Raw genomic sequence first — 25,806 nt, forward strand, 5'->3', positions numbered from 1 at the left:
TTATTTCTTGCGGAAAGCGTCGAGGCTGACGACGTCGGCGCTCTCGCCGTCTTTATCCGCCTTGCTGTCTGTACCCTTGTCGCTTTCAGGCAAATTATCGCTGTCCGCTGCTTCGCTTGGCGCGGGTGTCGAATCACCGGGCTCCGACCCGGCGTCGGCGTCAAAACGAATGCCGAACTGCGCGCTCGGGTCTGCGAATTGCGTGACTGCGTCAAAAGGAATTTCAAGGCGTGATTCAATCCCCTTGAACCAGAGGGTCACGCCGAAATGTTCGTCTGAGACCACAAGATTTTCAAACTGGTGCTGCAGGACGATTGTCATCAGTTCCGGATATTGATCGCTCAAATGCTTGGGGATGGAAACGCCGGGCGCCTCCGTTACGAACTCGATAAAAAAATGATGATCGCCGGGGGCGTCACCGAGTTCGGCGACGAGTTTCAGTACATCGCGCATCAAAAACCGGTAGGCGCGTTTTTGCGCGTCCTGAATAAGGTCGCCGTAATCCAGTTCGACGTCGTCGCTCACTGTGCCTCGCCTTTTTGCAGTCGTGATTGTCTTGTAACGGGGTTAATCGCAGGTGGCCAGTATGAAGCGCGGGTTAAGCTTACCTGGCTCCGGATCGCTCCTTGGACAGCGCGATATTCTTGTCTGGTCCAGATAAACATCTACCCAGCGCCGCCGGGCTGTGAATTTCAAACTCTAAAGAAAACGTCCTACGTTTCTGGCGCCCTGGGCCCGAAGGGGCGCTAATCTTATAATTCCCGGCGCCCGGGAATGTATGTGTAATAAGGTTATCGGAAATAATAGTCCCGGCTTCTGGCGCCAGGCGCCCCGCGCCCGAAGGGGCGCAATACTATAAACCCCGGCGCCTGAGGGTGTTTTCGTAATTTGGTTATCGGAAATAATAGTCCCGGCTTCTGGCGCCAGGCGCCCCGCGCCCGAAGGGGCGCTAATCTTATAAATCCCGGCGCCCGGGAATGTATTTGTAATAAGGTTATCGGAAATAATAGTCCCGGCTTCTGTTGCCAGGCGCCGGGGGGCCCCGCCTAGCCTTGGAAAGGGGCTAGGACTTTAAAGCGAGCTACTCGCACTGCTTACGCAGCGAGAGCGAACTCTTCCGAATGGTTGTCATTAGCAACTATTCAAGTTTAGCCAAATAACGGAGGCAACCCGGGCGAAAACATCGTCTTTACACGCTCGTCGATCCTAGTTCGGCCCCGTCAAAATCTCCCCTTCATTGAGAGGGGAGAGAGACTTTGGTGGAGCCGCCGGGTACCGCCCCCGGGTCCGATACGCTTATTGCACGCGTCATTTATCGCCATAGTCCGCTTGCGCAGACGATCTGAATATAAGCAAAGATCGCGGATTTTCAAATGTCACAGCGAAAACCGTCGAAAATCACCATTAATGTCAAGATTCTGTTACATCCATGCAGTATGTGCGCCATGCGTGCACATTGTGCGGGGGCATCGGGCGGACAGGATGGAAGCCGGCGATTTCAAGAAATGGCGCAAGACGCTGGGCCTGTCCCAGAAAGACGCCGCACAGGTTCTCGGTCTGAAACGGCGCATGATCCAGTATTATGAAAAAGGCGAACGCGACGGCGATCAGGTCAAAATACCGCGCGCCGTCCGTCTGGCCTGTTACGCCTTGAGCCAGGGCGTTGAAGATTATAATGGGCCGAGCCGCAAAATTCACATGCTGAAAAAAGACGGCTAGCAGATTTTCTATCCGCCGCCGTCGTTTTCCGGCGCCGGCTCAAGGTCAACATTTTGATATTCCCAGTAATTTTTTGAGGACCGCGCGCGTTTTACGCCGGCGCGGATCGCCTCGATTTCGGGGTGGTCGTCTAGCGTCAGCATTTTTTCCAGCGCCCGGTCGCCGTATTTGCCGAGCTTGAAACGCATATAGCCGAAGTCAAATTCGTCAATCGCAATCCGCTCCCCGGCGATGAGCGCATATTGGCTTTTTGCGCTGATGGCCCAGGGGTTCGCCAAGGGGCTCGCCAGCGTCACAAGGACAAGCACCCATAACGCCGCCATTACCGTGTTGAGCGAGCCCACCAGCGGCATCCATTTTTTGCCGCGCCAGTTCAATTCGGTCGCCAGCCCGGCGAAACAGACAACGGAATACGCCGCGATCAATCCGTTGACGGCGAGCCCCGCAATGCGCGGCGGCGTCAGGCCGTAATCGTCGATCCTGATCCAGAAGGCGTAGAACGCGATCAGCGTATAAACCGGAAAGCCGATCAGCGTGATCAGGGTGGGAATGCGCAGCCAGAGCGGCGGCGGTCCGCCTTCGCCATTCTGGTAGACCCCGTTGAATATCAGCATGCCGACAAGCGAAAGCCCCATCATCCAGGCGCTGGGATAAGGTCTGTCAAACACCAGCGCCACGCCTTTCAGCGCAATGACCAGCAAAAGCGTTACGGTGAAAACGGCGGTGATGATCATCAAAATCCGGCACAGCAGAAGGAGGACATATTGCAACGCGCCAAGAACCGATTGCAGGCCGCGCATCAGCGCGATCGAAAGTCCGCCGATAGCGCCGAGGAATGGCAACAAAAACCAGGGCTCCTGAAACAGATCATTGAAAAAATTGACATCCAGTTCTTTCAGCAGCCGCGCCCAAGCAAACAGAAGGACCAGCGCGAGAGCGGCGAACAGTTTGGCGCCCCCTGCAATCAGCGGCATGGTCAGGCCGTGAAAAAACACATGCGCATAAGCGGGCGGCGCGCCGGAAGTCATGCCTGCCTTGATCAGCGTCACAAGAAGATACGCCGCAAGGCCCCGGCTTATAAAAAACCAGAAGAGCGTCGGGAACTCCGCAAGGTTGTTCGTATCAGCGCCAGCAACCCTGGCCATGAAAAAATCGGACGGCGCAAGCAGGGCGGCGATGAAGACGGCCCCGCCGATAGCCTTCAGGAAGGCGCCTCTTTCCGCCAGCAGCAGATAGGCGGCCGCGGCGGTGGTTGTGAAAAACAGCGCCGTGATCCCCAGCGCGTTTTCATCGCGTCCGTCGATCCAGAATTCGGCGATGCCGTAAGCGGCGAACCCCGTGAGCAGCCCCACGATAAGCCCCGGCAGGGCAAGCCCTTTGCCTGTATCGCGCGGCGGCGCAGTGTTGGCGGTTGCTGTCATGGACGCCTGTTCCCTCCCGTTGCCCCGGTCGGCACCATAGCATGCGAAGCCATGTGGAAAAAAGCGGCGGAATACCCATGGTTGGACTTGGCGGCGCATCAGCTAAACTGCCGGACGAAACAAGGGATTCGCAAGACATTCATGCGTCAATATCTGGATTTGCTGCAGCGCGTACTCAATGAGGGCGATGAGCGCCTCGACCGGACCGGCGTCGGCACGCGCGCCGTATTCGGTCATCAGATGCGGTTCGACCTCGGCGAAGGGTTTCCTCTGCTGACGACGAAAAAACTGCACACCAGATCCATCGTGCACGAATTATTGTGGTTTCTCGCCGGCGACACCAATATCCGGTATCTGAAAGAAAACGGCGTATCGATCTGGGATGAGTGGGCTGATGAGCGCGGAGAGCTGGGGCCGGTCTATGGCCGCCAGTGGCGTTCATGGGCGGCGCCGGACGGGCGCGCCATCGATCAGATCAGATGGGTCGTCAATGAGATCAAGACCAATCCCGCCTCCCGCCGGCTCGTGGTGACGGCCTGGAACCCCGCCGACATCGACAAGATGGCGCTGGCGCCCTGCCATTGTTTGTTCCAGTTTTTTGTCGCGGAGGGAAAACTGTCCTGCCAGCTCTATCAGCGATCAGGCGATGTGTTTCTCGGCGTTCCGTTCAATATCGCGTCATACGCGTTGCTGACGGCGATGATGGCGCAGGTTTGCAATCTGGCGCCCGGCGAATTCGTGCACACGCTCGGCGATGCGCATTTATATTCGAACCATATCGAACAAACGCAAAAGCAACTCGCGCGCGAGCCCGGACAATTGCCGGCGTTGCGGCTCAATCCGGATGTAAAAAGCATTTTCGATTTTACTTTCGACGATATCGTCTTTGAAAATTATGCACCGCAGGGGCATATCAAAGCGCCGGTGGCGGTATGACGCTATCAATTCGCCAGGCGGTGAGCGGCGATGAAGCGATCATTCTTTCCTTTATCAGCGAACTTGCAGCTTACGAAAAGCTTGCGCACGAGGCTGTGGCGACGCAAAGCGATCTCACCGCGACCTTGTTTGCAGACAACCCGAAAGTCTTTGCCCTGATTGCTGAAAATGACGGCGAGGCGATTGGTTTCGCACTGTATTTTTTCAACTATTCAACATTTCTCGGAAAACACGGGCTCTATCTTGAAGATCTGTATGTGCGCGAAGCTGAACGCGGTTGCGGCGCGGGACGGGCGCTCCTGGCGCGCCTTGCGGAAATCGCCGTGAAAAGCGATTGCGGGCGGATGGAATGGTCGGTGCTCGACTGGAACAAACCGGCGATCGATTTTTATAAATCCATCGGCGCGGCGGCCATGGATGAATGGACTGTTTATCGCCTGACCGGCGGCGCGCTTGCCGAACTGGCGGAGAAAGCGCGCGCATGAAACCGCTCATCACATTTGTTGTTGCGGCGGCGCGCAATAACGTCATTGGCGCGGGCGGCGGCCTCGCGTGGAAAATTTCCGACGATTTGAAATGGTTCAAGCAGACGACCATGGGCAAGCCGCTGGTCATGGGGCGAAAGACGTTCGATTCGATCGGCAGGGCCTTACCGGGCCGCGACAATATTGTTGTGACGCGCAGTCCGGACTTTCTGTCGAAGAAAACATTTATCGCGCGTTCGCTTGACGATGCGCTCATTCTGGGTCGCGCTTGCGCGGAAGCGGTGGATGCGGAAGAAATCTGCGTCATCGGCGGCGGTGAAATCTACAGGCAGGCGATGGCGTGCGCCGACCGGATTTATCTGACTCGCGTCGACGCTGATATTGAAGGCGATGCGTATTTCCCGGCGCTTGATTCGCGAGATTGGGTGGAAACCCGGCAGGGATCAGCGCCGAAAAATGACAAAAATGAGTATGCTTGCGAATTTTTCATACTGGACCGGCGCTCGCGAATCCGCTCCAAACAGCCTTGATTTTAACGATTTTGGCGACGCCGCGTTCAGGCTTGAAGCGATAAAATGCAATTTGCAGCGCCTGATGCTCCTATCGCCCGCCGCCTTGCGTTAAGGTTTCGAGGGAAGGGCTGGGGCGTTTCGAGCCCGGATGCAAAATCAAAGGGAAGGGGAAAGCCATGATCAGGGCGATCTCGATAATCACGGCGGCGGTCTTGGCCCCGGCGAGCGTTGCGGCGCAATCATACAATACCACATGCACGCGCGGCGGCGATGCGCGCACGATCGAGGTCGTGACCCCGGGCGAGGTCGGGCAGAGTTGTGATGTCCGCTACACTCGCAGCGCGAGCAACATTTCTGTTCCCTATCACGCGGACAATTCCGACGCTTTTTGCAATGAAAAAGCGCGCGCGCTGGTGCAGCGTCTTTCATCGGCGGGATTTAGCTGCGCCGCGGCGTCGCCGTCCTTGCGCGCCCAGGCGGAAGAGCCAGCGCCGCAGAGCGCCAGCGAAAGCGATTTTGTGATTGAAACACAGCGCGTCGCCGAAACGTCCGCGCCGGAGGCGGCGTCTCCGCAAACCCCGAATTTGGCCCAGCCGTCGCGTATGGCGGCGCAGCCGCAGGAAGATGAAGAGACCGATCAGCCAGGCCCCGTTATGTTCGAACCGGCGCCGGCGTCGGTCGCGGCGAATGACGAAGAAAACGATGGCGCCCTCGAAGACGAAATGAACAAGATACTGGCCCAGCCGGCGGCCGAAGCTGCGCCGCGCGGTCCGGCGCAGCTTGTGGGCGAGCGGCGCGAAAGTCCGCGTGTCGGACCGCAACCTTCGCCGGTCGGCCGATTTGCCGGCGCCGATCCAGAAACGCCGCGCCGGGCCGTTCCCGTCACGCAAGCTTCCGCGACCGATGATGCGCAAAGCGATGCGGCTGAGCCGCTGGCCGCGCAGCCTGCGCCTGCGTCAGCGTCGCAAACGTCGGCTCCGCAAAAAAAGGATGCGCTGCGAACGCCCGCCGACATCATCCGCGCCAGTCTCAACGCCCAGGCGGCGGCCTGGAACGAGGGCGATCTTGAAGGCTTCATGGAAGGCTACTGGAAAAGCGATGAGTTGAAATTCGTCTCCGGCGGAGAGATCACACGCGGCTGGTCATCCACAATGAAACGCTATCGCGACCGCTACGCCGGCGGCGAGGGGCTCGGCCAGCTCAGTTTCGAACGGCTGGAGCCTAAGCTTGTCACCGACGACGTCGCCGTGGTCACGGGCCGGTTCAATCTGTTGCAAGGCGGCGAGACGTCCAGCGGCGTGTTCACGGTGGTCATGCGCCGCGATAACGGCGCGTGGCGTATTGTGCATGATCACACCAGCGGCGAGCAGAACGCCGGGTAATTCTATCGTTCGATCAACCGGGTGATGTCCTGCGCGAGTTTTTTAAAAACATCCGCGCCCGGATGATCTCGGGCCGCCAGCGGCTGGCCGTCGTCGGAAGCCTGGCGCAAATCGGGATAGAGCGGAATGGCGCCCAGAAACGGCGCGTCAAGCGCGTCTGCCGCATTTCTGGCGCCGCCTTCGCCGAACAGATATTGACGCTCGCCGTCCGCGCCCTCCAGCCACGCCATGTTTTCAATCACGCCGATGACGGGCGTTTTTGTCTGGCGAAAGAGTTTGACGCCGCGCCGCATATCGGCGAGCGCCATTTCCTGCGGCGTTGACACGATGACGGCGCCGGCGAGACGCTTTGTCTGTATGAGCGACAGATGCGTATCGCCTGTGCCGGGCGGCGTGTCGATGATCATCACATCAAGTTCGCCCCAGGCGACATCGCTCATAAGCTGGCGCACGGCGCCCATGACCATGGGTCCGCGCCACGCCACGGCCTGTTCCGGATCGATCAGCATGCCGATCGACATAAGCTTGACGCCATAGGCTTCGCTCGGGACGATCTTGCCGTCTTTCATGACAGGCTTGTCCTTGACCCCGAACAGCGTCGGCGCGGAGGGGCCGTAAATATCGGCGTCCAGCAATCCGGTTTTCAGCCCCGAAGCGGCGAGGGCGACAGCCAGATTGGCGGCGATCGTGGATTTTCCGACGCCGCCTTTGCCGGACGCAACGGCGATCACGGATTTTACGCCGGCGAGGGTTTCCGCCGCCGCCTCGGCTTTCGGTTTTTGTTTCAGGCCAAACGGGTTTTGATGGCCGCCTGATGGGCCGCTTGCGGGTTTTTGCTGGTCAGTTTGGCCAGAATCGGTTTTAGCGGCGGAATTCGAGGCGGCTTTCGAGGCTGGCGCGTGCGCCGTGGCGACGGCGGTAACGGCGGCTGCGCCCTTCACGGCGCCGGCGGCCTTTTTGGCTTCTGCGAGCAAGGCTTCCGCTGCATCGCGGTCTGCATCCTGATCGACCGCCAGCGTGAAGCGCACCCGCCCGGCGGCGTCGGCGCCCAGCCCATGGATCATACCGTCAGCGACGATATTGCGGCCGGTCGCCGGGTTGTTCACGCCCGCCAGTGCGGCGCGTATGCGTAAAATCAGGGAGTCGCTCACCGTTTTGCCTTTGAAATCCTTCAAAAAATCGCCGAAAAGCGCCCGAAAGCGGCTTCGGCGCGTTGCGCCGGGCGATGCGTAACATATATACGGGCGCAGATAGGTTCCAACCGTTCGCCGCGCGACACGCGTCACGCGGAACGACGCAATTCAGACAAGTGAGGCATGAATGCCCTGGCAAGACAATTCCGGCGGAGGCGGCCGCGGTCCCTGGGGACAGCCCCCCAGAGGCAATAGAGGGGGCGGCAATAACGGCAACGGCTCGAACAATGGGGGCGGCCGCAATGAACCGCCGGATCTTGAGGATCTTTTGCAGGCCTCCCGCCAGCGCCTGAAACGCGCCTTTCCGCGCGGCGGCCGAGGCGGCGGCGGTGGCGGCGACGGATTTCAGTTGAACCGCGGCACAGCGGGACTGATCGCCGGCGCAGTCATATTGCTGTGGGGCTTCAGCGGCATATATCAGGTCGCGCCGAACGAACTGGCCGTTGTAACCACTTTTGGCGATTATGAAGACGTTAAAGGTCCCGGCCTTCACTGGCATATCCCTGTGCCCGTGCAGAGCGTCGTCAAGCAGCCGGTTCAGGCGTTGCAGGATATGCAGATTCCGGCGGTAAACCGCCGTTCCGGCCAGTTGCCCGCCGGGCTGATGCTGACGGGCGACAAAAATATCGTCGATGTCGCCTTTACCGTGCAGTGGCGCATCAAAGCCTCCCTGGCCCCGGAGCAGGGCGAGGAAATGCCGGGCGTCGCGCAATTCACATTCAATATTGACGATCCGGAAGCGCTGGTGCGCATGACCGGCGAAGCGGCGATGCGTGAAATTGTCGGGCGCAATACGCTCGATTACGTACAGACGGACGGCCGTACAGAAGTCGCCTCGCAAACCCAGGAACTGATGCAGAATGCGCTGAATTCCTATCAGGCCGGCATTCAGGTCGAACGCGTCAACTTAACGCTCGCCGAACCGCCGACCAGCGACGTGAACGAAGCGTTCCGCGATGTTCAGGCGGCGGAGCAAAATCAGGCGACTGCGATCCAGCAAGCCCGTCAGTATACGAACCAGGTCGTGCCGGAAGCGCGCGGTCAGGCGCAACGCATTCTTGAAGAAGCGGGCGCCTACGCCGCTGAACGCACTGCTGACGCCCGCGGTCAGGCGGCCCGGTTTAATGAGATATATTCAGAATATGCACAAGCGCCGGAAGTGACGCGCCAGCGCATGTATCTTGAAACCGTGGAGCGCGTTCTCGGCGATATGGACAAGATCATCGTTGAAGAAGGCGCAGGCTCGGGCGTCGTGCCGTATCTGCCGCTTGATCAGGTGCGGCGCGGCCAGAACGCCAACCGGCAGCAGGGAGACAATTAAAATGAGTAAATTTCCTCTCTCTTTCATTATCGTGCCGATTATCCTGTTGCTGATCGTTATCCTGAACGCGGCGTTTATCGTTCCGGAAACGCATTCCGCGCTTGTCTTCCGTTTTGGCGAGCCGAAAAACCAGTACGAAGAAGCCGGCCTGAAATTCAAATTGCCGTTTGCGGAGAGCGTCAACTTTATCGACCGGCGCAACCGTCATCTGGAGCAGGAGCAGACCGAAATTATCGCGCGCAACCAGGAGCGCCTGATTGTCGATGCATTTGCGCGTTACAAGATCATCGATCCGTTGCGGTTTTATCAGTCTGTGCGGACTGAACGGGTTGGTGAAGAGCGTCTCAGCAGCCAGTTGAATGACTCATTGCGCGCGGTGCTCGGTTCCGTCACCGTGGACGAAATCATATCCGAGCGGCGCAGCGAATTGATGGGCCGCATCCAAGAACAGCTCACCGCATCGGCCCGCCCGCTCGGTGTTGAAATCATCGACGTTAAAATTCGCCGGGCCGACTTGCCGCAGACGAACTCCGAAGCCGTTTTTCAGCGCATGATCGCCGAGCGGCGCCAGCTGGCGCAGCAATACCGGTCCGAGGGTAATGAGCGGGCGAACCAGATCCGTGCGCAGGCGGATCGCCAGGTCATCGAAATCAAGGCTGAGGCTGAAGAAGAAGCGCAGAAAATCCGCGGCGCCGCCGATGGCGAACGCAACGCCATTTTTGCGCAAGCCTATGGCAAGGATCCGGAGTTTTTCGCGTTCTATCGTTCGCTGCTCGCTTATGAAGAGGCGCTGCAACAAGGCGATACCACCATATTGCTCTCGCCGGAAAGTGAATTTTTCCGGTATTTCAATAACTTACAAGGGCAGCGCCAATAAGCGCACATTTGGCGCTTTCCATCGAATCGCCCATTTGCCGAAGGTCGGCTTTGGGTTAACCTATGGCGTCTAGGTTTTCGTATCGGGGAAAGAATAGGGGCGGTTATGGCTCGTAGCGGTGTTTTGAGAAACCTTCTTGCGGGCGCGTTTGTCGCCGGCGTGCTTGTGTTCGCGCAATCGGGCGTTTCGCCGGCCGAGGCGCGCGGCGCGCCGGAGAGTTTCGCAGATCTTGCTGAAAGCCTGACGCCGGCCGTCGTGAATATCTCTTCCGCCCAGCGCCGCAACAATGGCGGGCGGGAGCTCTCGCCGCTGCAACGCAAATTCAATACGCCGGCGGTTTCGCTCGGTTCGGGATTTATCATCGATTCATCGGGTATCGTGGTCACCAATAATCATGTCATCGACAACGCCGACGACATCACGGTGACGCTGCATGACGGGCGCGAATTCGCCGCGACTGTGCGCGGGCGCGACCGCGAAACGGACCTGGCCGTCCTGCAGCTCGACGGCGCCGGTACGCGTTTTCCATCCGTCAGTTTCGGCGACTCCGACAGCGCGCGGGTTGGCGACTGGGTCGTCGCCATCGGCAATCCGTTCGGTCTCGGCGGCACGGTGACGGTCGGGATTGTTTCAGCGCGCAACCGCGATATCAATTCCGGTCAGTATGATGACTTTATCCAGACGGACGCTGCGATCAATCGCGGTAATTCCGGTGGTCCCCTGTTCGATCTGCAGGGCAAGGTGGTGGGCGTGAACACCGCTATTTATTCCCAGACCGGCGGTTCTGTCGGCGTCGGCTTCGCTGTTCCCGCGGATCTGGCTGAAACAGTGATTACCCAGCTGCTGGAATTTGGCGAAACGCGGCGCGGCTGGCTAGGCGTTTCAATTGATGACGTAACGCCTGAACTTGCCTCGACGCTGAATTTAAGATTGCCCAAAGGCGCCGTTGTAACGGTGGTGCGCCCCAACAGCCCGGCGTCCGACGCTGGTCTGATGCCGAATGACGTCATCATGGAATTCAATCGCCGTGAAATTGACAGCGTGCGCGATCTGACCCGCGCGGTGGCGGATACGCCCATCGGCGCCACCGTGCCCATGACGGTGCTTCGCGACAATCGGCGCGTCACGGTGAGAGTTCGCGTCGACAGGCGCGAATCGCGCATGCTGGCGGCCAATCCGGGCGGCGTATTGCCCGCTTCGGCGGCCCAAGGCTCCGGTTTGACGCTGCAGGAACCGACTGAAGAATTGCGCCAGTCGTTTGGTCTGCCCGTGAATGTACAGGGCGTTGTAGTGACGGCTGTCGATCCGGAAAGCACGGCGGCGATCGTGTTGCAGCCGGGCGACGTCATCCTTGAAATCGGCTGGGAGCGCGTGACGCGCCCCAACGCGGCCGTCGACAAGCTCAGCAAGCTGAGAAACCTGAATAGCGGACCGGTGCAGATTTACGTGCAGCGCGGCGATCTTTTGTTTTATGAATCGCTGCGGCCCTGATGTGTCCGCCTGGCCTGCTAATCGATAAATTCCGACTGCGGAATACCCTGAAGGTATAATAGCGCCGTTAAATCGCCGTGGTTGATGCGCGCATGAGCCGCTTTGGCGACCGCCGATTTGGCGTGAAAGGCGACGCCGAGCCCGGCGCGGCCCAGCATCGACAAATCATTGGCGCCGTCGCCCACAGCCATTGTATGCCGAAGGTCTATTTCGTTTTCAGCGGCGATGCGCACAAGCGCGTCTTCTTTCGCTGCCCGGCCGAGAATGGGTTCGCGAACCATGCCGGTCAGCACATTATCCTCGATCAGCAGTTCATTGCCTTGCGTTGATTGAAAGCCTGTATGCTCCGCCACGAGAGACGTAAAAAACGTAAAGCCGCCGGAGACGAGCGCTGTAACCGCGCCCGCCTCGTTCATGGTCTGGACAAGCGTGCGCGCGCCGGGCGTCAGCGTAATGCGTTTTTCGAAGGTTTCCGCCAAAACATCCGCCGAAAGCCCTTTCAGCATGGCGACGCGCTCTTTCAGCGCCGCCTCGAAATCAAGCTCGCCGCGCATGGCCCGGTCGGTAATCTCCGAAATTTCTTCACGCTTGCCGGCGTATTCCGCCAGCTCGTCGATGCATTCCTGCTCGATTATTGTTGAATCCATATCGGCGATCAGCAGCTTTTTTCGACGCGCGTCGGCGGGCGTGATGTTAAAATCGAACCCCGCCTGGCGGGCGAGATCCGCGGCGTTGTTAAAGGCTTCTTTTTCAGGCGGTTCCGCGACGCCCATGTCATAGGCGGCCCCGGCCGCCAGTTCACGCACGCCAGAGCCCTTGACGATATCCGCCAGCCGGTCGAGAAGCGATGAGTCAATCGCCGGTTTTTCAGGATTGGCGACAATGGAAAGTATATAAGTCATACGGGTACGGACGACCTCATGAGCGGCGGCAAGGTTATCCTTATCGCAGGGCCCACGGCCTCCGGCAAGTCGGGAGCGGCGCTGGCGCTGGCGGAAAAAGCGGGCGGTGAAATCATCAACGCCGACGCCATGCAGGTCTATGCGGATTTGCGAATTTTGACGGCGCGGCCGTCGCCCGGTGATGAGCGTGCAGTCCCGCATCATTTATACGGGTTTATGGACGGCGCCGGGCGGTGTTCGGCAGGCCGCTGGGCTGCATGTGCGGCGGCGGCGGTTGCGGACATTCACAGCCGCGGTCATGCGGCGGTAATCGTGGGCGGGACGGGGCTTTATTTCCGTGCGCTCGAAGAAGGGCTGTCGCCCATCCCGGAGATTGCGCCGGCTTGGCGCGCCGCCGGCGTAGCGCGCCGCCGCGAACTGGGCGCGGCGGCCTTCCGCAAAGAAGTGATCGCTCGCGACCCGGCTATGGAGAACCTCCCCGAAGGCGACGCGCAACGGCTTGTGCGTGCCTGGGAGGTCTTTGAGGCGACGGGCAAGCCGCTTTCAGAATTTCAAAACTTGCCGCGTGAGCCCCTCATCGGCGATATTGCTGCGCGCATCGTGATCGAGCCGCCGCGTGATGCGCTTTACCGTCAGACAGAACTGCGTGCTGCAGCCATGATGCGCGGCGGGGCTGTCGATGAAGTGCGAACGCTCATGGCGCGCGGTCTCGATCCCGGCTTGCCGGTCATGAAAGCGCTCGGCGTTGCGGAAATCGCCGCACTTCTCGCCGGGGAGGCGGGCGAAGAGAATACGCTGGCGGCGCTGCAACAGGCAACGCGCCGTTTCGCCAAGCGCCAGCTTACCTGGTTTCGCAATCAGACGCCGGACTGGCCGCGCGCGGCGACGCAGGAGGCGGCGGTCGAGGCGATCTTGTCGGCCATTTAGAACGCTTCGCCGCTTTTTGCGTGTCTTGGCTGCGATGCGAATTTATGCTGCCGGATCATTTCAGGGAGCGCGTCATGAAGAAAGCTTTTGCAGGACTGGGTTTATATCTGGCGGCCGCATCGCCTGCGTTTGCGGGCGCGGTCGAAGAGATGCTCGCCGCAGACACGGCCTTTGCGAAAATGGCGCAGGACGAAAGCGTGCCCGCGGCGTTCGCGCAATACGCCGCCGAGGATGTCTGGATGTTTCCCGAAGGCGGCGACGCCTATCAGGGACGCGAGGCGCTGGTGGAGCGTTTTTCTACCTGGCCTGACGGCGCGAACCTCGAGTGGTTTCCGCAGGAAGGGATGGCCGCGCCCGGCGGTGATTTCGGCTTCACATGGGGGCGCTATATCTTTACGGCGAACACCGATGCGGCGGCGGAAGGCGAAAATGTCGGCTACGGCAAATATGTCTCCATCTGGCGCAAGGAATCCGGCGGTTGGAAATTCGTCGCCGATATCGGCAATTCCGGTCCATCCCCGGAGTAATCGCGCCGGAATAATCAGGCAGGCGTCAGAAAGAGCGTGCGTTCTTTTTTTCGCCGCTCGGTCAGATGCGCTGCGGACTGCAACTCGCCGTCGACGCGCACCCGGTCGTGGATGAGAAAACCATCCGCCGCGCCCTGATAGTCGCCCTCGTTAATCCGTTCAAGGACGGTTGTGCGTGAAAAGCCGCCGGCGCCGAGATTATAGGCGAGCGAGACCATGGCGGAAAACTGGTTTTCATTCATTGGGACGCCGACCATATTACGTACGGTAGCTTCGGAAGCGCGTACATCCTCGCGCAGCAGACGATCTGCGTCTTCTTCGGTAATCGTCATGCCCTCGCGCGCCGTGCGCGTATGGCCATAGCCGATATACCATTGCCCGCCTGCATTATAGGCGTCTAACCGCATCCCTTCACTATCCTTGATAATCTGCAAACCGGCGTCGTTAATCCGCAGGTCCGCATTCTCCGTAAGCGCGCCGGAAGGCGCGAATACCGCCGGCGGCGTTTGCGCCTCGTTGCTTGTCGTTTCCGTCTGCGCCGGACTTTCAGGCTCGCCGTTGCGCGCATCGGGGATCGGCTCATCCAGAGCGCCAAAAAATCCCTCTACGGACTGAAACGCCGGCTTGGCCAGGTTTGAGACAAAACCCGGCGCGCCGTAGCGGTCGCCCACAAGCACGCCGAGCACAAAAATAATGATCCAGACGATCAGCTGAAATCGCATGCTGTAACCCCGAAAATACCCCGCCGGGCGCCTCCCCAGGTGGCCCGGTATTCCACATGAAACGTATCGTGTCCGTTTTGGAGGGCTTGTGCAAATCGGCCTGAAAAGCCGCATGAAACGGGCGATTTTTTAACGGGTGATTGCCATTGGTTCATCACGGCGGTAATGAACTGGGCAAGGGCGGGCCGGCGGGGGCGCAAGATTTCGGTCCAAAAAAAGTAAGTCGGCGCTGGGCGGGTTTGTTCCAGCGCGCCGGTTTCGTCTGGTGCTTCGGGAAAGCGGCGGGCGCCCGGTTCAGCTTGCACAGGCGGAACCGCGAGAGGGTATGTTTGAGTTTGTGCGCCGGCTTGGGCGCTTTTTGACGAGCATGGACGCCAAGGCGATTACGTCTTTGGCCGTGTCTGTAGCGCTTCTGGCGTTTGTGATCTTGATGCTGGCTTATGGTCAGCAATGGTTTCAGCTTGAAAGCGAAGGACAGTTGAGCGCCATGCTCGCGCAGGCGTCGGATTCACCCTTTGCGATCCTCGGCGTGATCTCCATTTTCTCATTTCTGGCGCTGACGGGTTTTCCGCAAATCCTGTTGATCACGGCGACAGTCATCGTCTTTGGCCCAAAGGACGGCGCGATTTATTCCTGGGCCGCCACCATGGCCAGCGCGACATTGACATTTGCTCTCGGCCATTTTCTTGGAGGGCGCTGGGTACTGCGCTTCGGCGGCGAGCGGGTGCAGCGCACGATCAATTTCATAGGCCGGCACGGCATACTGGCCAGCGCGCTGGTGCGCGTCGTGCCTTCGGCCCCGTTTATCGTCGTCAACGCTGCGGCGGGCGCTGCGCATATCCCCTTGTGGAAATACTGGACCGGCACCGGAATCGGCATCATTCCGAAAATCGCCGTCGTCGCGTCGCTGATGGCGGTCACCCATGACGCGGATGTGGTCCGCCAGGGCATGGGCGGGGTTGTCGAATTTTTCACCAGCCGCGAGCCTCGCGATATCGCCCTGATTGCGGCGATTATCATCGCCTGGCTTGCCTTCCTGCTGCTGGTGCGCTGGATATATCGCGGCATGCGCCGCCGGGAGCGGGGAGAAATATAGCGGCGCGTCCCGTTTGATGCGCCGGCTGACCCGAGAATCTTGATAAGGGGTAAACGCGAAAATCGTCAGACGCGCGCAAAAGCCGCGCAAAATCTGTATTTGTTGACGATTTAGGAACCCATTAAGGATAAAACCGACAACGAATTTCGGTACTCACGGTATAGGGAAAAGCGAAAATGCTTTCGACATTGTTCGGTATGCTTTCTGCGGATATGGCCATCGATCTCGGCACGGCCAATACGCTTGTTTATGTCAAAGGCCGCGGCATCGTTTTGAACGAGCCGTCTGTCGTCGCCATTGAAACCCGCGGCGGGCGAAAGCTGGTGCGCGCTGTCGGCAACGAAGCCAAGGAAATGCTGGGCCGTACGCCGGGCGAGATCGAAGCCATCCGCCCCATGCGCGACGGGGTGATCGCCGATTTCGAAGTCGCTGAAGCGATGATAAAACATTTTATTCGCAAGGTTCACAATCGCCGTTCATTCGCGAGCCCGCGCATCGTTGTTTGCGTGCCTTCAGGCGCAACCGCCGTTGAGCGCCGCGCCATTCAGGAATCCGCATTGTCCGCCGGCGCGCGCAAGGTCGAACTGATCGAGGAACCCATGGCCGCCGCCATCGGCGCGGGCCTGCCGGTGACCGATCCGACCGGCTCAATGGTCGTTGATATAGGCGGCGGCACGACGGAAGTTGCGGTGCTGTCTCTCGGCGGCATCGTTTATTCGCGATCCGTTCGCGTTGGCGGCGACAAGATGGACGACGCCATCGTCGGCTATATCCGCCGCATGTATAATTTGCTGATCGGCGAAGCCTCGGCGGAGCGCATCAAGAAGGAAGTTGGCTCGGCCATGATCCCGACAGAAGGCTCAGGCACCACGATTCAGATCAAGGGTCGCGATCTGATGCACGGCGTGCCGAAAGAAGTCCGCATCGGCGAGGCGCAGGTGGCCGAAGCGCTGGCCGAGCCCGTCAGTTCGATCATCGAAGCGGTCAAGGTGGCGCTTGAAGCGACGCCGCCGGAACTTGCAGCCGATATTGTCGATACGGGCATCATGCTGACCGGGGGCGGGGCGCTTTTGAAAAACCTCGATCAGGTGCTGCGCGACGAAACCGGCCTGCCGGTTTCCGTGGCGGACGATCCCCTGTCCTGTGTCGCGCTCGGCACCGGTGCGGCGCTCGAAAACACCAAGGCCATGCGGGGCGTCCTGTCCTCCGCCATATAACCCTTGTATTATCGTGAGATTCGGGGCGCCGACGCCGCCCGAAAGACTGGCTTTAAATAAACGCGCTTGACGATCTGGACGCGGCGCGCCAACGGTTTTACTTCGTGGAGTATGGAATTTTTAGGACAGGATCGTCGCGAAGGGCTGGGGCGTAAAGCGCATTCCCGGTTCAATCTGATCCTGTTGATGCTCGTCTCCGTGCTGCTCTTGTTGTCGAGCCTTTATTCCGCGCAGGCCTCAGTCTTCAAAAAAGCCCGCGAGGGCGTCATGGACGCCGCTTCACCCGTGCTGACATTGTTCGCCGGTCCGATCGGCGCGTTCAATAACGCCGTGGGTTCCGTCGGCGATTATTTCAGCGTCATGGAACAGAACAAGGCGCTGCGTGAAGAAAACGCGGAGTTGCGCCAATGGATGGCGGAAGCGCTTGAGCTGCGGGAAGTCGTGGCGAGCTATGAAGCGCTACAGGGCTATCGCGCGCCGCCGGAAGCGCAACCCATCAGCGCCTATGTCATCGGCGAAGCGAACGACGCCTTTGCACGATCGATGATCGTCAATGCGGGCCGCGCCAACAATGTGGAAGTCGGCCAGGCCGTCGTTGACGCGAACGGCCTCATCGGACGGATCGTCGAGGCGGGCGGCGGCGCATCGCGCGTCCTCCTGCTTACCGACATTCAAAGCCGCGTGCCGGTTTACGTGGAAGGCGCCGATGTGGAAGGGATTCTCGTCGGCAATACGCGTGAAAACCCGGCGATCAGCTTTACCGCCAGCGCCGAGGAAACAGAAGCCGCGCCCGGCCAGCGCGTTCTGACGTCCGGCGCCGGCGGCGCCTTGCCGCGCGGGCTGCCCGTCGGCGTCGTGCGCGGCGAAGAACGCGGCGATATCATTATTGATCTTTATGCGAATTATGCGCGTACGCGCATGGTGCGGGTGATCAATTACGCCTTCCCCGAAATCGATCCGGTGGATAGCGACGTAGATAGCGACGGGCAAGCGCCTGTAGCGGACGGCGCCGGCGGGGCGGACGGCCCAGGCGGAGCGGACGTCGAAGACGGCGCGCCGCAAACGCCGGCGGAAGGCTGACCGGAATGGGCTATCGCGCGGAAAATTTACTGCGGCTGATGCGGGCCATGGCGCCGACAATTCTCGGGTTTCTGGGCGTATTGATGCTGGCCGCGCCCATCCGGCTTTTCGAGGGGACGGTGCCGACCCCCATCATTCCGCTCGTGATCGTGTTTTTCTGGTCCGTTTATGGACCAGACTATATGCCCTCTGTCAGCGTCTTCCTGATCGGGCTTTTACAGGATCTATTAACCGGCGGCCCGCTGGGGCTCTGGTCCGCCGTTTACCTTGTGACGCAATTTGTGGTGCTTTCGCAGCGCGCCTATTTTCTGGGGCGCGAACAAAAGGTCGTCTGGATCGGATTTGCCTTGGCCTCGGCGGGCGCAGGGCTTATTCTATGGCTTGTGATGAGTTTGATGTCAGGCGTATTGCTGCCGGTGACCGCACTGGCCCTGCAGCTTTTAGCAACCGTATTGATCTATCCGCTGTTCGGCGCCGTTTTCGGCGAGTTCCACCGGCGCGTTCTGGTGGAGGCGTAAGCGATGGTCAGTTTCAACACGCACGATCCGGAACGCCAGGAAACGGTGTCGCGCCGCACGGTGCTGTTCGGCGGCGGCGTCGGTCTATTATTCGCGGGGATCGCCGGCCGGCTTTATCAGTTACAGATTTCCGACCATCAGAAATATCTCGATCTCGCGCAGGAAAATCAGTTTAACCGGCGCGTGCTGACGCCTCTGCGCGGAGAGATCGTCGACCGTTTCGGGGCGCCGCTCGCGTCCAACCGGAAAAATTTTCGCATATTGCTGATTCCGGAACAGGCGCGCGATGTCGACGCGGCGCTCGACAAGATTTCCAGGATCACGCCGGTGAGCGATGAAAAGCGCGCGCGCATCATGCGGGAAATCCGCCGCAGGGGCGCGTTTACGCCGATACAGGTCGCCGACAATCTGTCCTGGGAAGAGTTTTCGAAAATCAATTTCCAGCTGCCCCATCTCGGCGGTGTTTTGCCTGACGTTGGCGAGACCCGAGACTATCCGTTTGGCGAGGATTCCGCTTTCGTGATCGGGTATGTGGGCGCGGTCACTGAAAACGATCTGTCTTCGCAGGAAACGGATGAACAACGGCTGCTGTTGCGCCAACCCGGTTTCAAGGTAGGCCGCGAGGGGCTTGAGCGCACCTATGAAAGCGAGTTGCGCGGCGCGGCTGGCGCCATGAACGTGAAAATCAACGCCCATGGCCGTGTGATTGAGGAGCTTGAAGACTCCGCCGTGCCGCCGTCCCAGGGCAGAACGCTCGCCCTTACGATCGACGCCGAATTGCAGGCGCACGCCATGAAAGTGCTGGCCGAACCCGCAGAAGGCATCGAGCCGCCTGTGCAAAGCGCCGCCGCCGTCGTCATGGATGTCGTGACCGGCGACGTTCTGGTGCTGGCGTCGACGCCGGCGTTCAATCCGAACGACTTCAATGTCGGCATTGATCCGGGGTTATGGCGCGATCTCAATCAAAGTCCCTATAAGCCGCTGTTGAACAAGCCGCTGTCCGGGGTTTACCCGCCCGGGTCGACGTTCAAGCTGATTTCGGCGATCGCCGCGCAGCGCGCCGGCGTGCGGCCCTCGCAGACCGCATATTGTCCGGGCCGCATGTGGTACGGCAATCGTTATTTCCATTGCTGGAAACGCGGCGGCCACGGCACGGTCGATATGAAGGGGTCGCTGAAACATTCCTGCGACGTCTATTATTACGAAATCGCCAAGACGCTCGATATTGATCTTCTGGCCGAAACGGCGCGCGATTTCGGCCTCGGCCAGACATACGAACTCGGCATTTCAGGCCAGCAAAAGGGCGTCGTGCCGGACCGCGACTGGAAACGCCAGTATTTCGCCGGCAATCCTGAAAACCAGACCTGGTTTCAGGGTGAAACGCTTTCATGCATTATCGGGCAGGGTTATGTGACCTCAACGCCGTTGCAACTGGCCGTGATGTCGTCGCGGATCGCGACGGGCCGCGCGGTGCGGCCGCGGCTCGTGCGCGCCGTCGGCGATATAATTCCTCCGGCGCCTGAAGCGCCCTTGCTGGACGTCGATCACAATCATTTGAAAGTCGTCCGTGAGGGGATGAATGCGGTGACAAATGAATACGGCACGGCCGCGCGTTCCCGCATTGAAGACCCGGAATGGCAGATGGCGGGTAAAACCGGCACCAGCCAGGTTTATCAGATCACGGCGGAAGATCGCGCCAGGGGGCTGGCAGAGCCGGAAGACTTGCCCTGGGCGCGCCGCGACCATGCGCTCTTCGTTTCTTACATGCCATATGAAAATCCGCGCTACGCCTGCGCGGTTGTTGTCGAGCATGGCATTGGCGGCTCGCGCATGGCCGGGCCGAAAGCGCGCGAGATCATGAAAGCCGTCGCGGAAAAAGACCCGGCGTCGAAACAGGCGCTCGATCCGCGCTCGCTGGCGCGCGCACCCGGCCCGCGGGAAGGCTAGGCGATGTCGTCGATCATCCTTCCCGGCAAACGGCGCGGCGTCAGAGACAAGCTCTCGCGGCTGCACTGGCCATTAATCATTCTGCTGACGATTATCGCCGGCGCCGGCGTCATCACGCTTTACTCCGTAGCGGAAGGCAACTGGCAGCCCTGGGCGATGAAACACGCGATCCGGTTTGTGCTGGCGCTGGGCGTTCTGGTCGGCGCGGCGATGATACCGATCCGATACTGGATGGCGCTTGCCTATCCGGTGTATTTCGCGGCGCTGCTGGCGCTTCTCGCCGTGCCTTTTATCGGCGAAATCAATATGGGCGCGCGGCGCTGGATCGAATTGGGCGGTCTCCAGTTTCAGCCCTCCGAGGCGATGAAAATTGGCCTCGTCCTGGGGCTGGCGCGTTATTATCATGGTTTGCGTGCTGAACAGGTCTCGCATTTATTGTATCTCATCCCGCCGGCCCTGATGATCGGCGCGCCGGTCGCGCTGATTTTCATCCAGCCCGATCTCGGCACGGCGCTGCTGCTCGGTGCTACGGGCGCGATTATCGTTTTTGTGGCGGGGCTTTCCTGGCGCATCGGTTTTGCGGGGCTTCTCGGCGGCGTCGCGGCCGCCTACGGCGCCTATCGTTTCGACATTCTCAAGGAATACCAGTTGAGGCGGATAACGACCTTCCTCGATCCCGAGCGCGATCCGCTGGGGCAGGGCTATCATCTGCTGCAGTCAAAGACCGGCATCGGTTCCGGGGGCCTGACCGGCAAAGGCTTCATGGAGGGAACGCAGGCGCAGCTGAAGTTTCTGCCGGAGATGCAGACGGACTTTATTTTCACTGTGTTCGGCGAGGAGTTCGGGTTTGTGGGCGCCTTGGGGCTCCTGCTCGTTTATCTCGCCGTGATCGTGACCGGTCTTTCCATCGCCATGGCGTCGAAAACCCATTTTGCGCGCCTTGCGACCACCGGCGTCGTGGCGACGTTCACTCTCTATGTTCTCATCAACACCGGCATGGTCATGGGGCTTGCGCCGGTGGTGGGCGTGCCGTTGCCGCTGGTCTCCTATGGCGGCACCGTGATGCTGACGATTATGGGCGGTTTCGGCATCGCCATGAGCGCGCATGTCCATCGCGATCAGGACATGTACCGGTCAGGCGATTCGCTTTAAGGCCTTAAAATCGCTCGAGATGGTCTTTGTAGGCGGCGCAAAATGCGCCGTAGAGCGCATTGAGATCCTCAAATCGCGCGCCCGCCGTCGCAAAATCGTTCTCCCGGCAGGCGGTTTCGATATCGCACGCCGCCTTCGCCAGTGCTTCGGCCCCGACATTGGCGGCGGAGCCTTTGATGGCGTGCGCCGTTCGTGAGGCTTCGCTCAATGCATTTTGCGCCAGATCGGACTGCATGCTCGCCAGAAGATCCGTAGTTGAACGCTGAAACGCTTCTAGAATCGCCATTGCGCCGTCTACGCCTGCGGCGGCGACCAGCCCATCAACCTGTTCCACCTGCAAGTGAACTGACTGCTCTCTTAGCGGTTCCGTCAATGTTCCCGTCCCCTTCTGAAAGCCGTAGGGCGCGGCGCAGCGCCAAATCCCGCGTAGCTTTACGCAGGCTCCAATTAGCAATATTTGCTAATAAACGTAAAAAATTGTCTAAAATGCAGAAAATCAGCCGGGGCCTTCCCGGCGCGTTGTTAAGGGGAAATCAATTATGCAAGGCACGGCTGGCGAATCCGCACACTGGTCCTCCAAGGCCGCTTTTATCATGGCCGCCGTCGGCTCGGCTGTCGGATTGGGCAATCTCTGGCGCTTTCCTTATGTGGCCGGCGAAAACGGCGGCGGAGCGTTCGTCGTCTTCTACATTATCTGCGTTTTGCTGATCGGCCTGCCGGTGCTGGTCTCGGAATTATTCATCGGCCGGCGGGGCGGCATGTCCGCTGTCGGCAGCGTTGTCAAAATTGCGAAATCCGAAGGGCGCTCCCCGCTCTGGTCGCTGCAGTCCTGGTTCGGGATGATCGGGGCCTTCATCATTCTGACATTCTATTCGGTGATCGCCGGATGGGTGCTGGCCTATGTGGTGATGATCGGCGGGGATCTTTTCGCCTCCATCGGGCGCGACGGCGTCGGCGGGCTGACCGCAGGCGCATTCGCCGGGCAGTCGGCCGAACAGGTGAGCGCCAAGCTCGGCGAATTGCTGAACGATCCGGTACGGATGATCATCTATCACGCGATCTTCATGCTGGTGACGGTCGGCATCGTCATGCGCGGCGTCAAGGGCGGCATCGAGACGGCGGTGACGTTGCTCATGCCGGCGTTCTTCGTCTTGCTTATTGTGTTGTTCATATTCGCGTTGATTGAAGGCGATGCGGCGCAGGGCGTTGATTTTCTGCTTGGCGTCCGGTTCGAGGATTTATGGACCGGCGTGCAAAACGGCTCGGTCGTTTCCGCCGCGCTCGGGCAGGCGTTCTTCTCCATCGGTCTCGGCTCGGCGCTGATGGCGACTTACGGCGCTTATATGCGCGACGATCAGGACTTGCCGCGTTCGGCGCGCCTTGTGGCGATCGCCGATACGGGCGTCGGCATCGTGGCGGGTCTTGCGATCTTCCCGATTGTGTTCGCCATGGGGCTCGCAGCCGGCGCCGGTCCGACATTGATGTTCCAGACCCTGCCGCTTGCATTCCACGGCATGCCTGTGGGCGGCCTTTTCGGCCTCATGTTCTTTGTGCTGGCCTTTTTCGCAGCGATCACATCGTCGATTGCGCTTCTGGAAACTTCGACAAAATGGCTCGACGAACAAACGAAGAGTAATCAGCGTGTTGTTTCCGTCAGCATCCTAGGGCTAATCGCTTTTGCAATCGGCGTTTTGAATGCGTTGAGCCAGGTGCCGCAAGTCGGTCCGAACGGCGAGGACCAGACGAGTTTCTGGAATACGTGGCAGCCGCTCGGCGACATCGCGCTGTTCAAAGGCATGGTGCTGCTCGATTTCCTCAGCGCCACCACGGATCTCATCCTGCCCATAGCCGGTTTCATTACCGCCGTCTTCGCGGGATGGGTCGTCTCCACATCGACCGCACGCGAAGCCATCGGTTTCAAGTCTGAAATCTGGTTCAAACGCTGGCGGTTCCTGGTGCGCTATGTCTGCACGACCGGCATATTCATTGTGATCGTTTATTCGACCATTATCTCACCGTGGTTAGCAGCGCGGGCGGAAGCTGCAGCGTGCACAGCTGCAATCGAGGCCGTAGCGAGCAATACCGCAAGCGAAGATCAGGTTGGATTGGCGGCTGAGTGCGGTTCTGCAACAGCACAGTAGAATTATACTTGATGCAAAAACGCCGGGCTTGCGTAAGCCCGGCGTTTTTGCATGTCTGGCCGCGCCGTCTGCGGGCCGGCGCCGTAAAACTAGATGTCAACGATGGGCGTGAAGCCGCCAAAGATCATGCGCTTGCCGTCGAACGGCATCGTTGCGCCCATTTCCTTCATGCGCGGATCGGACATCATTTTTTTATTGGCGGCGTCGCGCACTTCCTTTGAGGGATATTCGAACCAGGAAAAGACCACGACCTCGTCATCCTTGGCCTTCACCGCTTTTTTGAAATCCGTGAGTTCGCCGTCCGGAATATCATCGCCCCAGCACTCGACCATACGGGTCGCGCCAAACTCCTTGAAGAGGGGCGCGGCGTCGGCGGCGTGTTTTGCATAAGCCTCCTTGTTGGCGGCCGGTACGGCGGCGACGAATCCTTCGATATAGGGCATGGGTCTCTCCTTCCTGATTTATTGACGATACTCGCGCATCAATCTATAAAAGTGACCATGAAATCAAAAAAAATAACTGTCAAGTCAAAAAAAATGACTAAAAAGAAATCAGCGCCCGAAAGCGACCCGAGGCGCTGGTATGACGACGCCTGCGGCACGGCGCATGCGCTGGAACTTTTGGGCGAGCGCTGGGCGCTGCTGATTATCCGCGAATTGATGTTCGGGCCGCGCCGGTTCAGCGAATTGAAATCCAGCCTGCCGGGCATATCGGCGCAGGCGCTGACGCAACGGCTTGAAGGCTTTGAGGCGGCAGGCGTCGCGGTGCGCCGCATTCTGCCGCCGCCGGCCAATGTGCAGGTCTATGAACTGACTGAATGGGGCTATGAAAGCGAGCCCATTTTGCAGGTCATGGGGCGTTGGGCGGCGCGCTCGCCGGGCCACGACCCGACACTGCCGCTTTCTGCGGCGTCGATGATGCAGTCGCTCAAAACCATGATCTCGCCGGAGCGCGCGAAGGACATAAAGGCGCGCATCGGTTTCCGGTTCGGACGCCAGGAATTTATAGCGGATGTCCGCAATGGCGGCATCGATATCGCGCGCGGCGATGCAAGCAGCGCCGATGCTGTCTTTGAATGCGAACCCGAATTGATGGCGGCCATTACCTATGGCGGCCATCCAGTCGCAGACGCAGAAAAAACAGATGATTTGTCATTGCAGGGCGACCGCAGGCTCGCCCGCAGATTTTTGTCGCTATTCGATTTGCCGCCAAAAGCGTCCTGCGCAAGTTAACTGCGGGAGAATTTATCCGTCGCGCGCACCAGCGCGTCGATGATGCCGGGCTCGCTGGCGGCGTGACCGGCGTCGAGCACCACATTGAATTCCGCTTCCGGCCAGCGTTGATGCATCTCAAATGCTGTCTTCATCGGCGTGACGATATCATACCGCCCCTGCACGATGATGGCCGGAATATGACGCACACGGTCGATTTCGCGCATGATCTGGTCGTCGCAGTCGAAAAAACCGCCATGCTGAAAGTAGTGGCATTCAATCCGTGCGAACGCCAGCGCGAAGGCATCGCTTGAAAAAGTCTGCATCCGTTCTTCAGACGGCAACAGGCTGACCGTGCCGCCCTCCCACAGGCTCCATGCTTTCGCCGCCTGCAACTGCTCGTTCTGATTGTCGCCCGTCAGACGTTTGTAATAGGCGGAGATCATGTCGCCGCGTTCAGCCTCGGGGATCGGCGCCAGATAATTTGCCCAGGCTTCCGGGAACACCCAGCTTGCGCCTTCCTGATAAAACCATTCAAGCTCGGCCCGGCGCAGGGTGAAAATACCGCGCAGCACAAGCTCGCTGACGCGGTCCGGACAGGTTTGCGCATAAGCAAGCGCGAGCGTCGATCCCCACGAGCCGCCAAAAACCTGCCAGCGGTCAATGCCCAGATGCGCGCGCAGTTTTTCCATGTCGTCTACAAGCGCCCAGGTATTGTTGTCTTCAAGTTCCGCGTGGGGCCTGGACTTGCCGCAGCCGCGCTGATCGAACAGCACAATCCGATACCGCGCAGGATCGAAATAACGGCGCATGGAGGGTGTTGAGCCGCCGCCGGGGCCGCCATGGCAGACCACGACGGGTTTGCCGTCCGGCGCGCCTGAGACCTCGTAATAGATCTCGTGCAGCTCAGAGACGCGCAACATTCCGGCGTCCGAGGCTTCCAGCGGCGGATACAGGCTGCGCAATTCACTCATTCAGATGCAATCCCGGGCTGACAATTCCGAATCATTTTGCTAAGGACTTAGATGG

Annotated in this window: 26 protein-coding genes and 1 other RNA gene; 18 read left to right on the forward strand and 9 right to left on the reverse strand. The window is 59.6% G+C overall.

The window, feature by feature from the left end; genetic code table 11:
- Both ACQK2Q_RS00425 and ssrA read right to left on the reverse strand, forming a co-directional pair.
- On the reverse strand, positions 1–525 hold the full coding sequence (locus ACQK2Q_RS00425; protein WP_425407783.1) for an SspB family protein: 525 nt from the start codon (positions 523–525) through the stop codon (positions 1–3).
- Positions 526–1,008: 483 nt separating this feature from the next.
- Positions 1,009–1,378: a transfer-messenger RNA gene (gene ssrA / locus ACQK2Q_RS00430) on the reverse strand.
- A 104-nt stretch (positions 1,379–1,482) separates the two neighbouring features.
- Here ssrA and ACQK2Q_RS00435 point away from each other — a divergent pair.
- A complete protein-coding gene (locus tag ACQK2Q_RS00435; protein WP_425407784.1) occupies positions 1,483–1,719 on the forward strand; it encodes a helix-turn-helix domain-containing protein in 237 nt (78 codons plus the stop codon).
- An 8-nt stretch (positions 1,720–1,727) separates the two neighbouring features.
- Here the strand turns inward: ACQK2Q_RS00435 and ACQK2Q_RS00440 are convergent, their stop codons facing one another.
- Positions 1,728–3,140, reverse strand: a complete 1,413-nt coding sequence (locus ACQK2Q_RS00440) for a hypothetical protein (RefSeq protein ID WP_425407785.1) — start codon at positions 3,138–3,140, stop codon at positions 1,728–1,730.
- Between the two features lie 141 nt (positions 3,141–3,281).
- On the opposite strand from ACQK2Q_RS00440, the gene ACQK2Q_RS00445 reads away from it, so the two are divergent.
- From ACQK2Q_RS00445 to ACQK2Q_RS00460, 4 genes are all read left to right on the forward strand, one after another.
- The gene (locus ACQK2Q_RS00445; protein ID WP_425407786.1) at positions 3,282–4,076 is read left to right on the forward strand and encodes a thymidylate synthase; all 795 of its coding nucleotides are present in this window, start codon (positions 3,282–3,284) and stop codon (positions 4,074–4,076) included.
- Positions 4,073–4,561: an N-acetyltransferase family protein gene (locus ACQK2Q_RS00450; RefSeq protein ID WP_425407787.1), complete on the forward strand. Its 489-nt coding sequence runs from the start codon at positions 4,073–4,075 to the stop codon at positions 4,559–4,561. The genes ACQK2Q_RS00445 and ACQK2Q_RS00450 overlap by 4 nt, the downstream gene beginning before the upstream one ends.
- Complete coding sequence (locus tag ACQK2Q_RS00455) at positions 4,558–5,091, forward strand: dihydrofolate reductase (protein WP_425407788.1); 534 nt, start codon at positions 4,558–4,560, stop codon at positions 5,089–5,091. The genes ACQK2Q_RS00450 and ACQK2Q_RS00455 overlap by 4 nt, the downstream gene beginning before the upstream one ends.
- A gap of 158 nt (positions 5,092–5,249) precedes the next feature.
- Positions 5,250–6,455: a nuclear transport factor 2 family protein gene (locus ACQK2Q_RS00460; RefSeq protein WP_425407789.1), complete on the forward strand. Its 1,206-nt coding sequence runs from the start codon at positions 5,250–5,252 to the stop codon at positions 6,453–6,455.
- 2 nt (positions 6,456–6,457) lie between these two features.
- Here the strand turns inward: ACQK2Q_RS00460 and ACQK2Q_RS00465 are convergent, their stop codons facing one another.
- The gene (locus ACQK2Q_RS00465; RefSeq protein WP_425407790.1) at positions 6,458–7,606 is read right to left on the reverse strand and encodes a P-loop NTPase; all 1,149 of its coding nucleotides are present in this window, start codon (positions 7,604–7,606) and stop codon (positions 6,458–6,460) included.
- Positions 7,607–7,775: 169 nt separating this feature from the next.
- On the opposite strand from ACQK2Q_RS00465, the gene hflK reads away from it, so the two are divergent.
- From hflK to ACQK2Q_RS00480, 3 genes are all read left to right on the forward strand, one after another.
- Complete coding sequence (hflK, locus tag ACQK2Q_RS00470; RefSeq protein ID WP_425407791.1) at positions 7,776–8,969, forward strand: FtsH protease activity modulator HflK; 1,194 nt, start codon at positions 7,776–7,778, stop codon at positions 8,967–8,969.
- A 1-nt stretch (position 8,970) separates the two neighbouring features.
- On the forward strand, positions 8,971–9,846 hold the full coding sequence (gene hflC / locus ACQK2Q_RS00475) for a protease modulator HflC (RefSeq protein WP_425407792.1): 876 nt from the start codon (positions 8,971–8,973) through the stop codon (positions 9,844–9,846).
- 105 nt (positions 9,847–9,951) lie between these two features.
- Positions 9,952–11,337 carry a Do family serine endopeptidase gene (locus ACQK2Q_RS00480; RefSeq protein WP_425407793.1) on the forward strand — a complete coding sequence of 462 codons (1,386 nt, stop codon included), beginning with the start codon at positions 9,952–9,954 and terminating at the stop codon, positions 11,335–11,337.
- Positions 11,338–11,354: 17 nt separating this feature from the next.
- Here the strand turns inward: ACQK2Q_RS00480 and serB are convergent, their stop codons facing one another.
- Positions 11,355–12,239: a phosphoserine phosphatase SerB gene (serB, locus tag ACQK2Q_RS00485; RefSeq protein WP_425407794.1), complete on the reverse strand. Its 885-nt coding sequence runs from the start codon at positions 12,237–12,239 to the stop codon at positions 11,355–11,357.
- A gap of 18 nt (positions 12,240–12,257) precedes the next feature.
- On the opposite strand from serB, the gene miaA reads away from it, so the two are divergent.
- Positions 12,258–13,166 carry a tRNA (adenosine(37)-N6)-dimethylallyltransferase MiaA gene (miaA, locus tag ACQK2Q_RS00490; protein WP_425407795.1) on the forward strand — a complete coding sequence of 303 codons (909 nt, stop codon included), beginning with the start codon at positions 12,258–12,260 and terminating at the stop codon, positions 13,164–13,166.
- A 74-nt stretch (positions 13,167–13,240) separates the two neighbouring features.
- Positions 13,241–13,693, forward strand: coding sequence for a YybH family protein (locus ACQK2Q_RS00495; protein ID WP_425407796.1), 453 nt, complete (start codon positions 13,241–13,243; stop codon positions 13,691–13,693).
- 14 nt (positions 13,694–13,707) lie between these two features.
- Here the strand turns inward: ACQK2Q_RS00495 and ACQK2Q_RS00500 are convergent, their stop codons facing one another.
- Entirely contained in the window at positions 13,708–14,415 is a 708-nt protein-coding gene (locus ACQK2Q_RS00500) for a lysozyme (RefSeq protein WP_425407797.1), read from the reverse strand.
- 325 nt (positions 14,416–14,740) lie between these two features.
- Between ACQK2Q_RS00500 and ACQK2Q_RS00505 the strand changes: the two genes are divergently transcribed.
- From ACQK2Q_RS00505 to rodA, 6 genes are all read left to right on the forward strand, one after another.
- Positions 14,741–15,511 (forward strand): TVP38/TMEM64 family protein, encoded by a 771-nt coding sequence (locus ACQK2Q_RS00505; RefSeq protein ID WP_425407798.1) that lies wholly within the window; start codon positions 14,741–14,743, stop codon positions 15,509–15,511.
- Positions 15,512–15,687: 176 nt separating this feature from the next.
- Complete coding sequence (locus ACQK2Q_RS00510) at positions 15,688–16,728, forward strand: rod shape-determining protein (protein ID WP_425407799.1); 1,041 nt, start codon at positions 15,688–15,690, stop codon at positions 16,726–16,728.
- Positions 16,729–16,839: 111 nt separating this feature from the next.
- Complete coding sequence (mreC, locus tag ACQK2Q_RS00515) at positions 16,840–17,808, forward strand: rod shape-determining protein MreC (RefSeq protein WP_425407800.1); 969 nt, start codon at positions 16,840–16,842, stop codon at positions 17,806–17,808.
- A gap of 5 nt (positions 17,809–17,813) precedes the next feature.
- On the forward strand, positions 17,814–18,326 hold the full coding sequence (locus tag ACQK2Q_RS00520; protein WP_425407801.1) for a hypothetical protein: 513 nt from the start codon (positions 17,814–17,816) through the stop codon (positions 18,324–18,326).
- Between the two features lie 3 nt (positions 18,327–18,329).
- On the forward strand, positions 18,330–20,273 hold the full coding sequence (mrdA, locus tag ACQK2Q_RS00525; protein ID WP_425407802.1) for a penicillin-binding protein 2: 1,944 nt from the start codon (positions 18,330–18,332) through the stop codon (positions 20,271–20,273).
- Positions 20,274–20,276: 3 nt separating this feature from the next.
- Positions 20,277–21,425, forward strand: coding sequence for a rod shape-determining protein RodA (rodA, locus tag ACQK2Q_RS00530; RefSeq protein WP_425407803.1), 1,149 nt, complete (start codon positions 20,277–20,279; stop codon positions 21,423–21,425).
- Positions 21,426–21,429: 4 nt separating this feature from the next.
- Here rodA and ACQK2Q_RS00535 read toward each other — a convergent pair whose 3' ends face one another.
- The gene (locus tag ACQK2Q_RS00535; protein ID WP_425407804.1) at positions 21,430–21,798 is read right to left on the reverse strand and encodes an Hpt domain-containing protein; all 369 of its coding nucleotides are present in this window, start codon (positions 21,796–21,798) and stop codon (positions 21,430–21,432) included.
- Positions 21,799–21,964: 166 nt separating this feature from the next.
- Here ACQK2Q_RS00535 and ACQK2Q_RS00540 point away from each other — a divergent pair, with 166 nt between their 5' ends.
- Positions 21,965–23,566 (forward strand): sodium-dependent transporter, encoded by a 1,602-nt coding sequence (locus ACQK2Q_RS00540; protein ID WP_425407805.1) that lies wholly within the window; start codon positions 21,965–21,967, stop codon positions 23,564–23,566.
- 89 nt (positions 23,567–23,655) lie between these two features.
- On the opposite strand, the gene ACQK2Q_RS00545 is transcribed toward ACQK2Q_RS00540, so the two are convergent.
- Positions 23,656–24,009 (reverse strand): DUF1428 domain-containing protein, encoded by a 354-nt coding sequence (locus ACQK2Q_RS00545; RefSeq protein WP_425407806.1) that lies wholly within the window; start codon positions 24,007–24,009, stop codon positions 23,656–23,658.
- A 93-nt stretch (positions 24,010–24,102) separates the two neighbouring features.
- Here ACQK2Q_RS00545 and ACQK2Q_RS00550 point away from each other — a divergent pair, with 93 nt between their 5' ends.
- The gene (locus ACQK2Q_RS00550; RefSeq protein WP_425407807.1) at positions 24,103–24,798 is read left to right on the forward strand and encodes a winged helix-turn-helix transcriptional regulator; all 696 of its coding nucleotides are present in this window, start codon (positions 24,103–24,105) and stop codon (positions 24,796–24,798) included.
- Here the strand turns inward: ACQK2Q_RS00550 and pip are convergent.
- Complete coding sequence (pip, locus tag ACQK2Q_RS00555; protein WP_425407808.1) at positions 24,795–25,751, reverse strand: prolyl aminopeptidase; 957 nt, start codon at positions 25,749–25,751, stop codon at positions 24,795–24,797. The genes ACQK2Q_RS00550 and pip overlap by 4 nt on opposite strands.
- Positions 25,752–25,806 lie beyond the last annotated feature (55 nt).

The sequence above is a fragment of the Hyphococcus sp. genome, from assembly GCF_965228385.1.
In the GTDB taxonomy this organism is placed as follows: domain Bacteria; phylum Pseudomonadota; class Alphaproteobacteria; order Caulobacterales; family Parvularculaceae; genus Hyphococcus.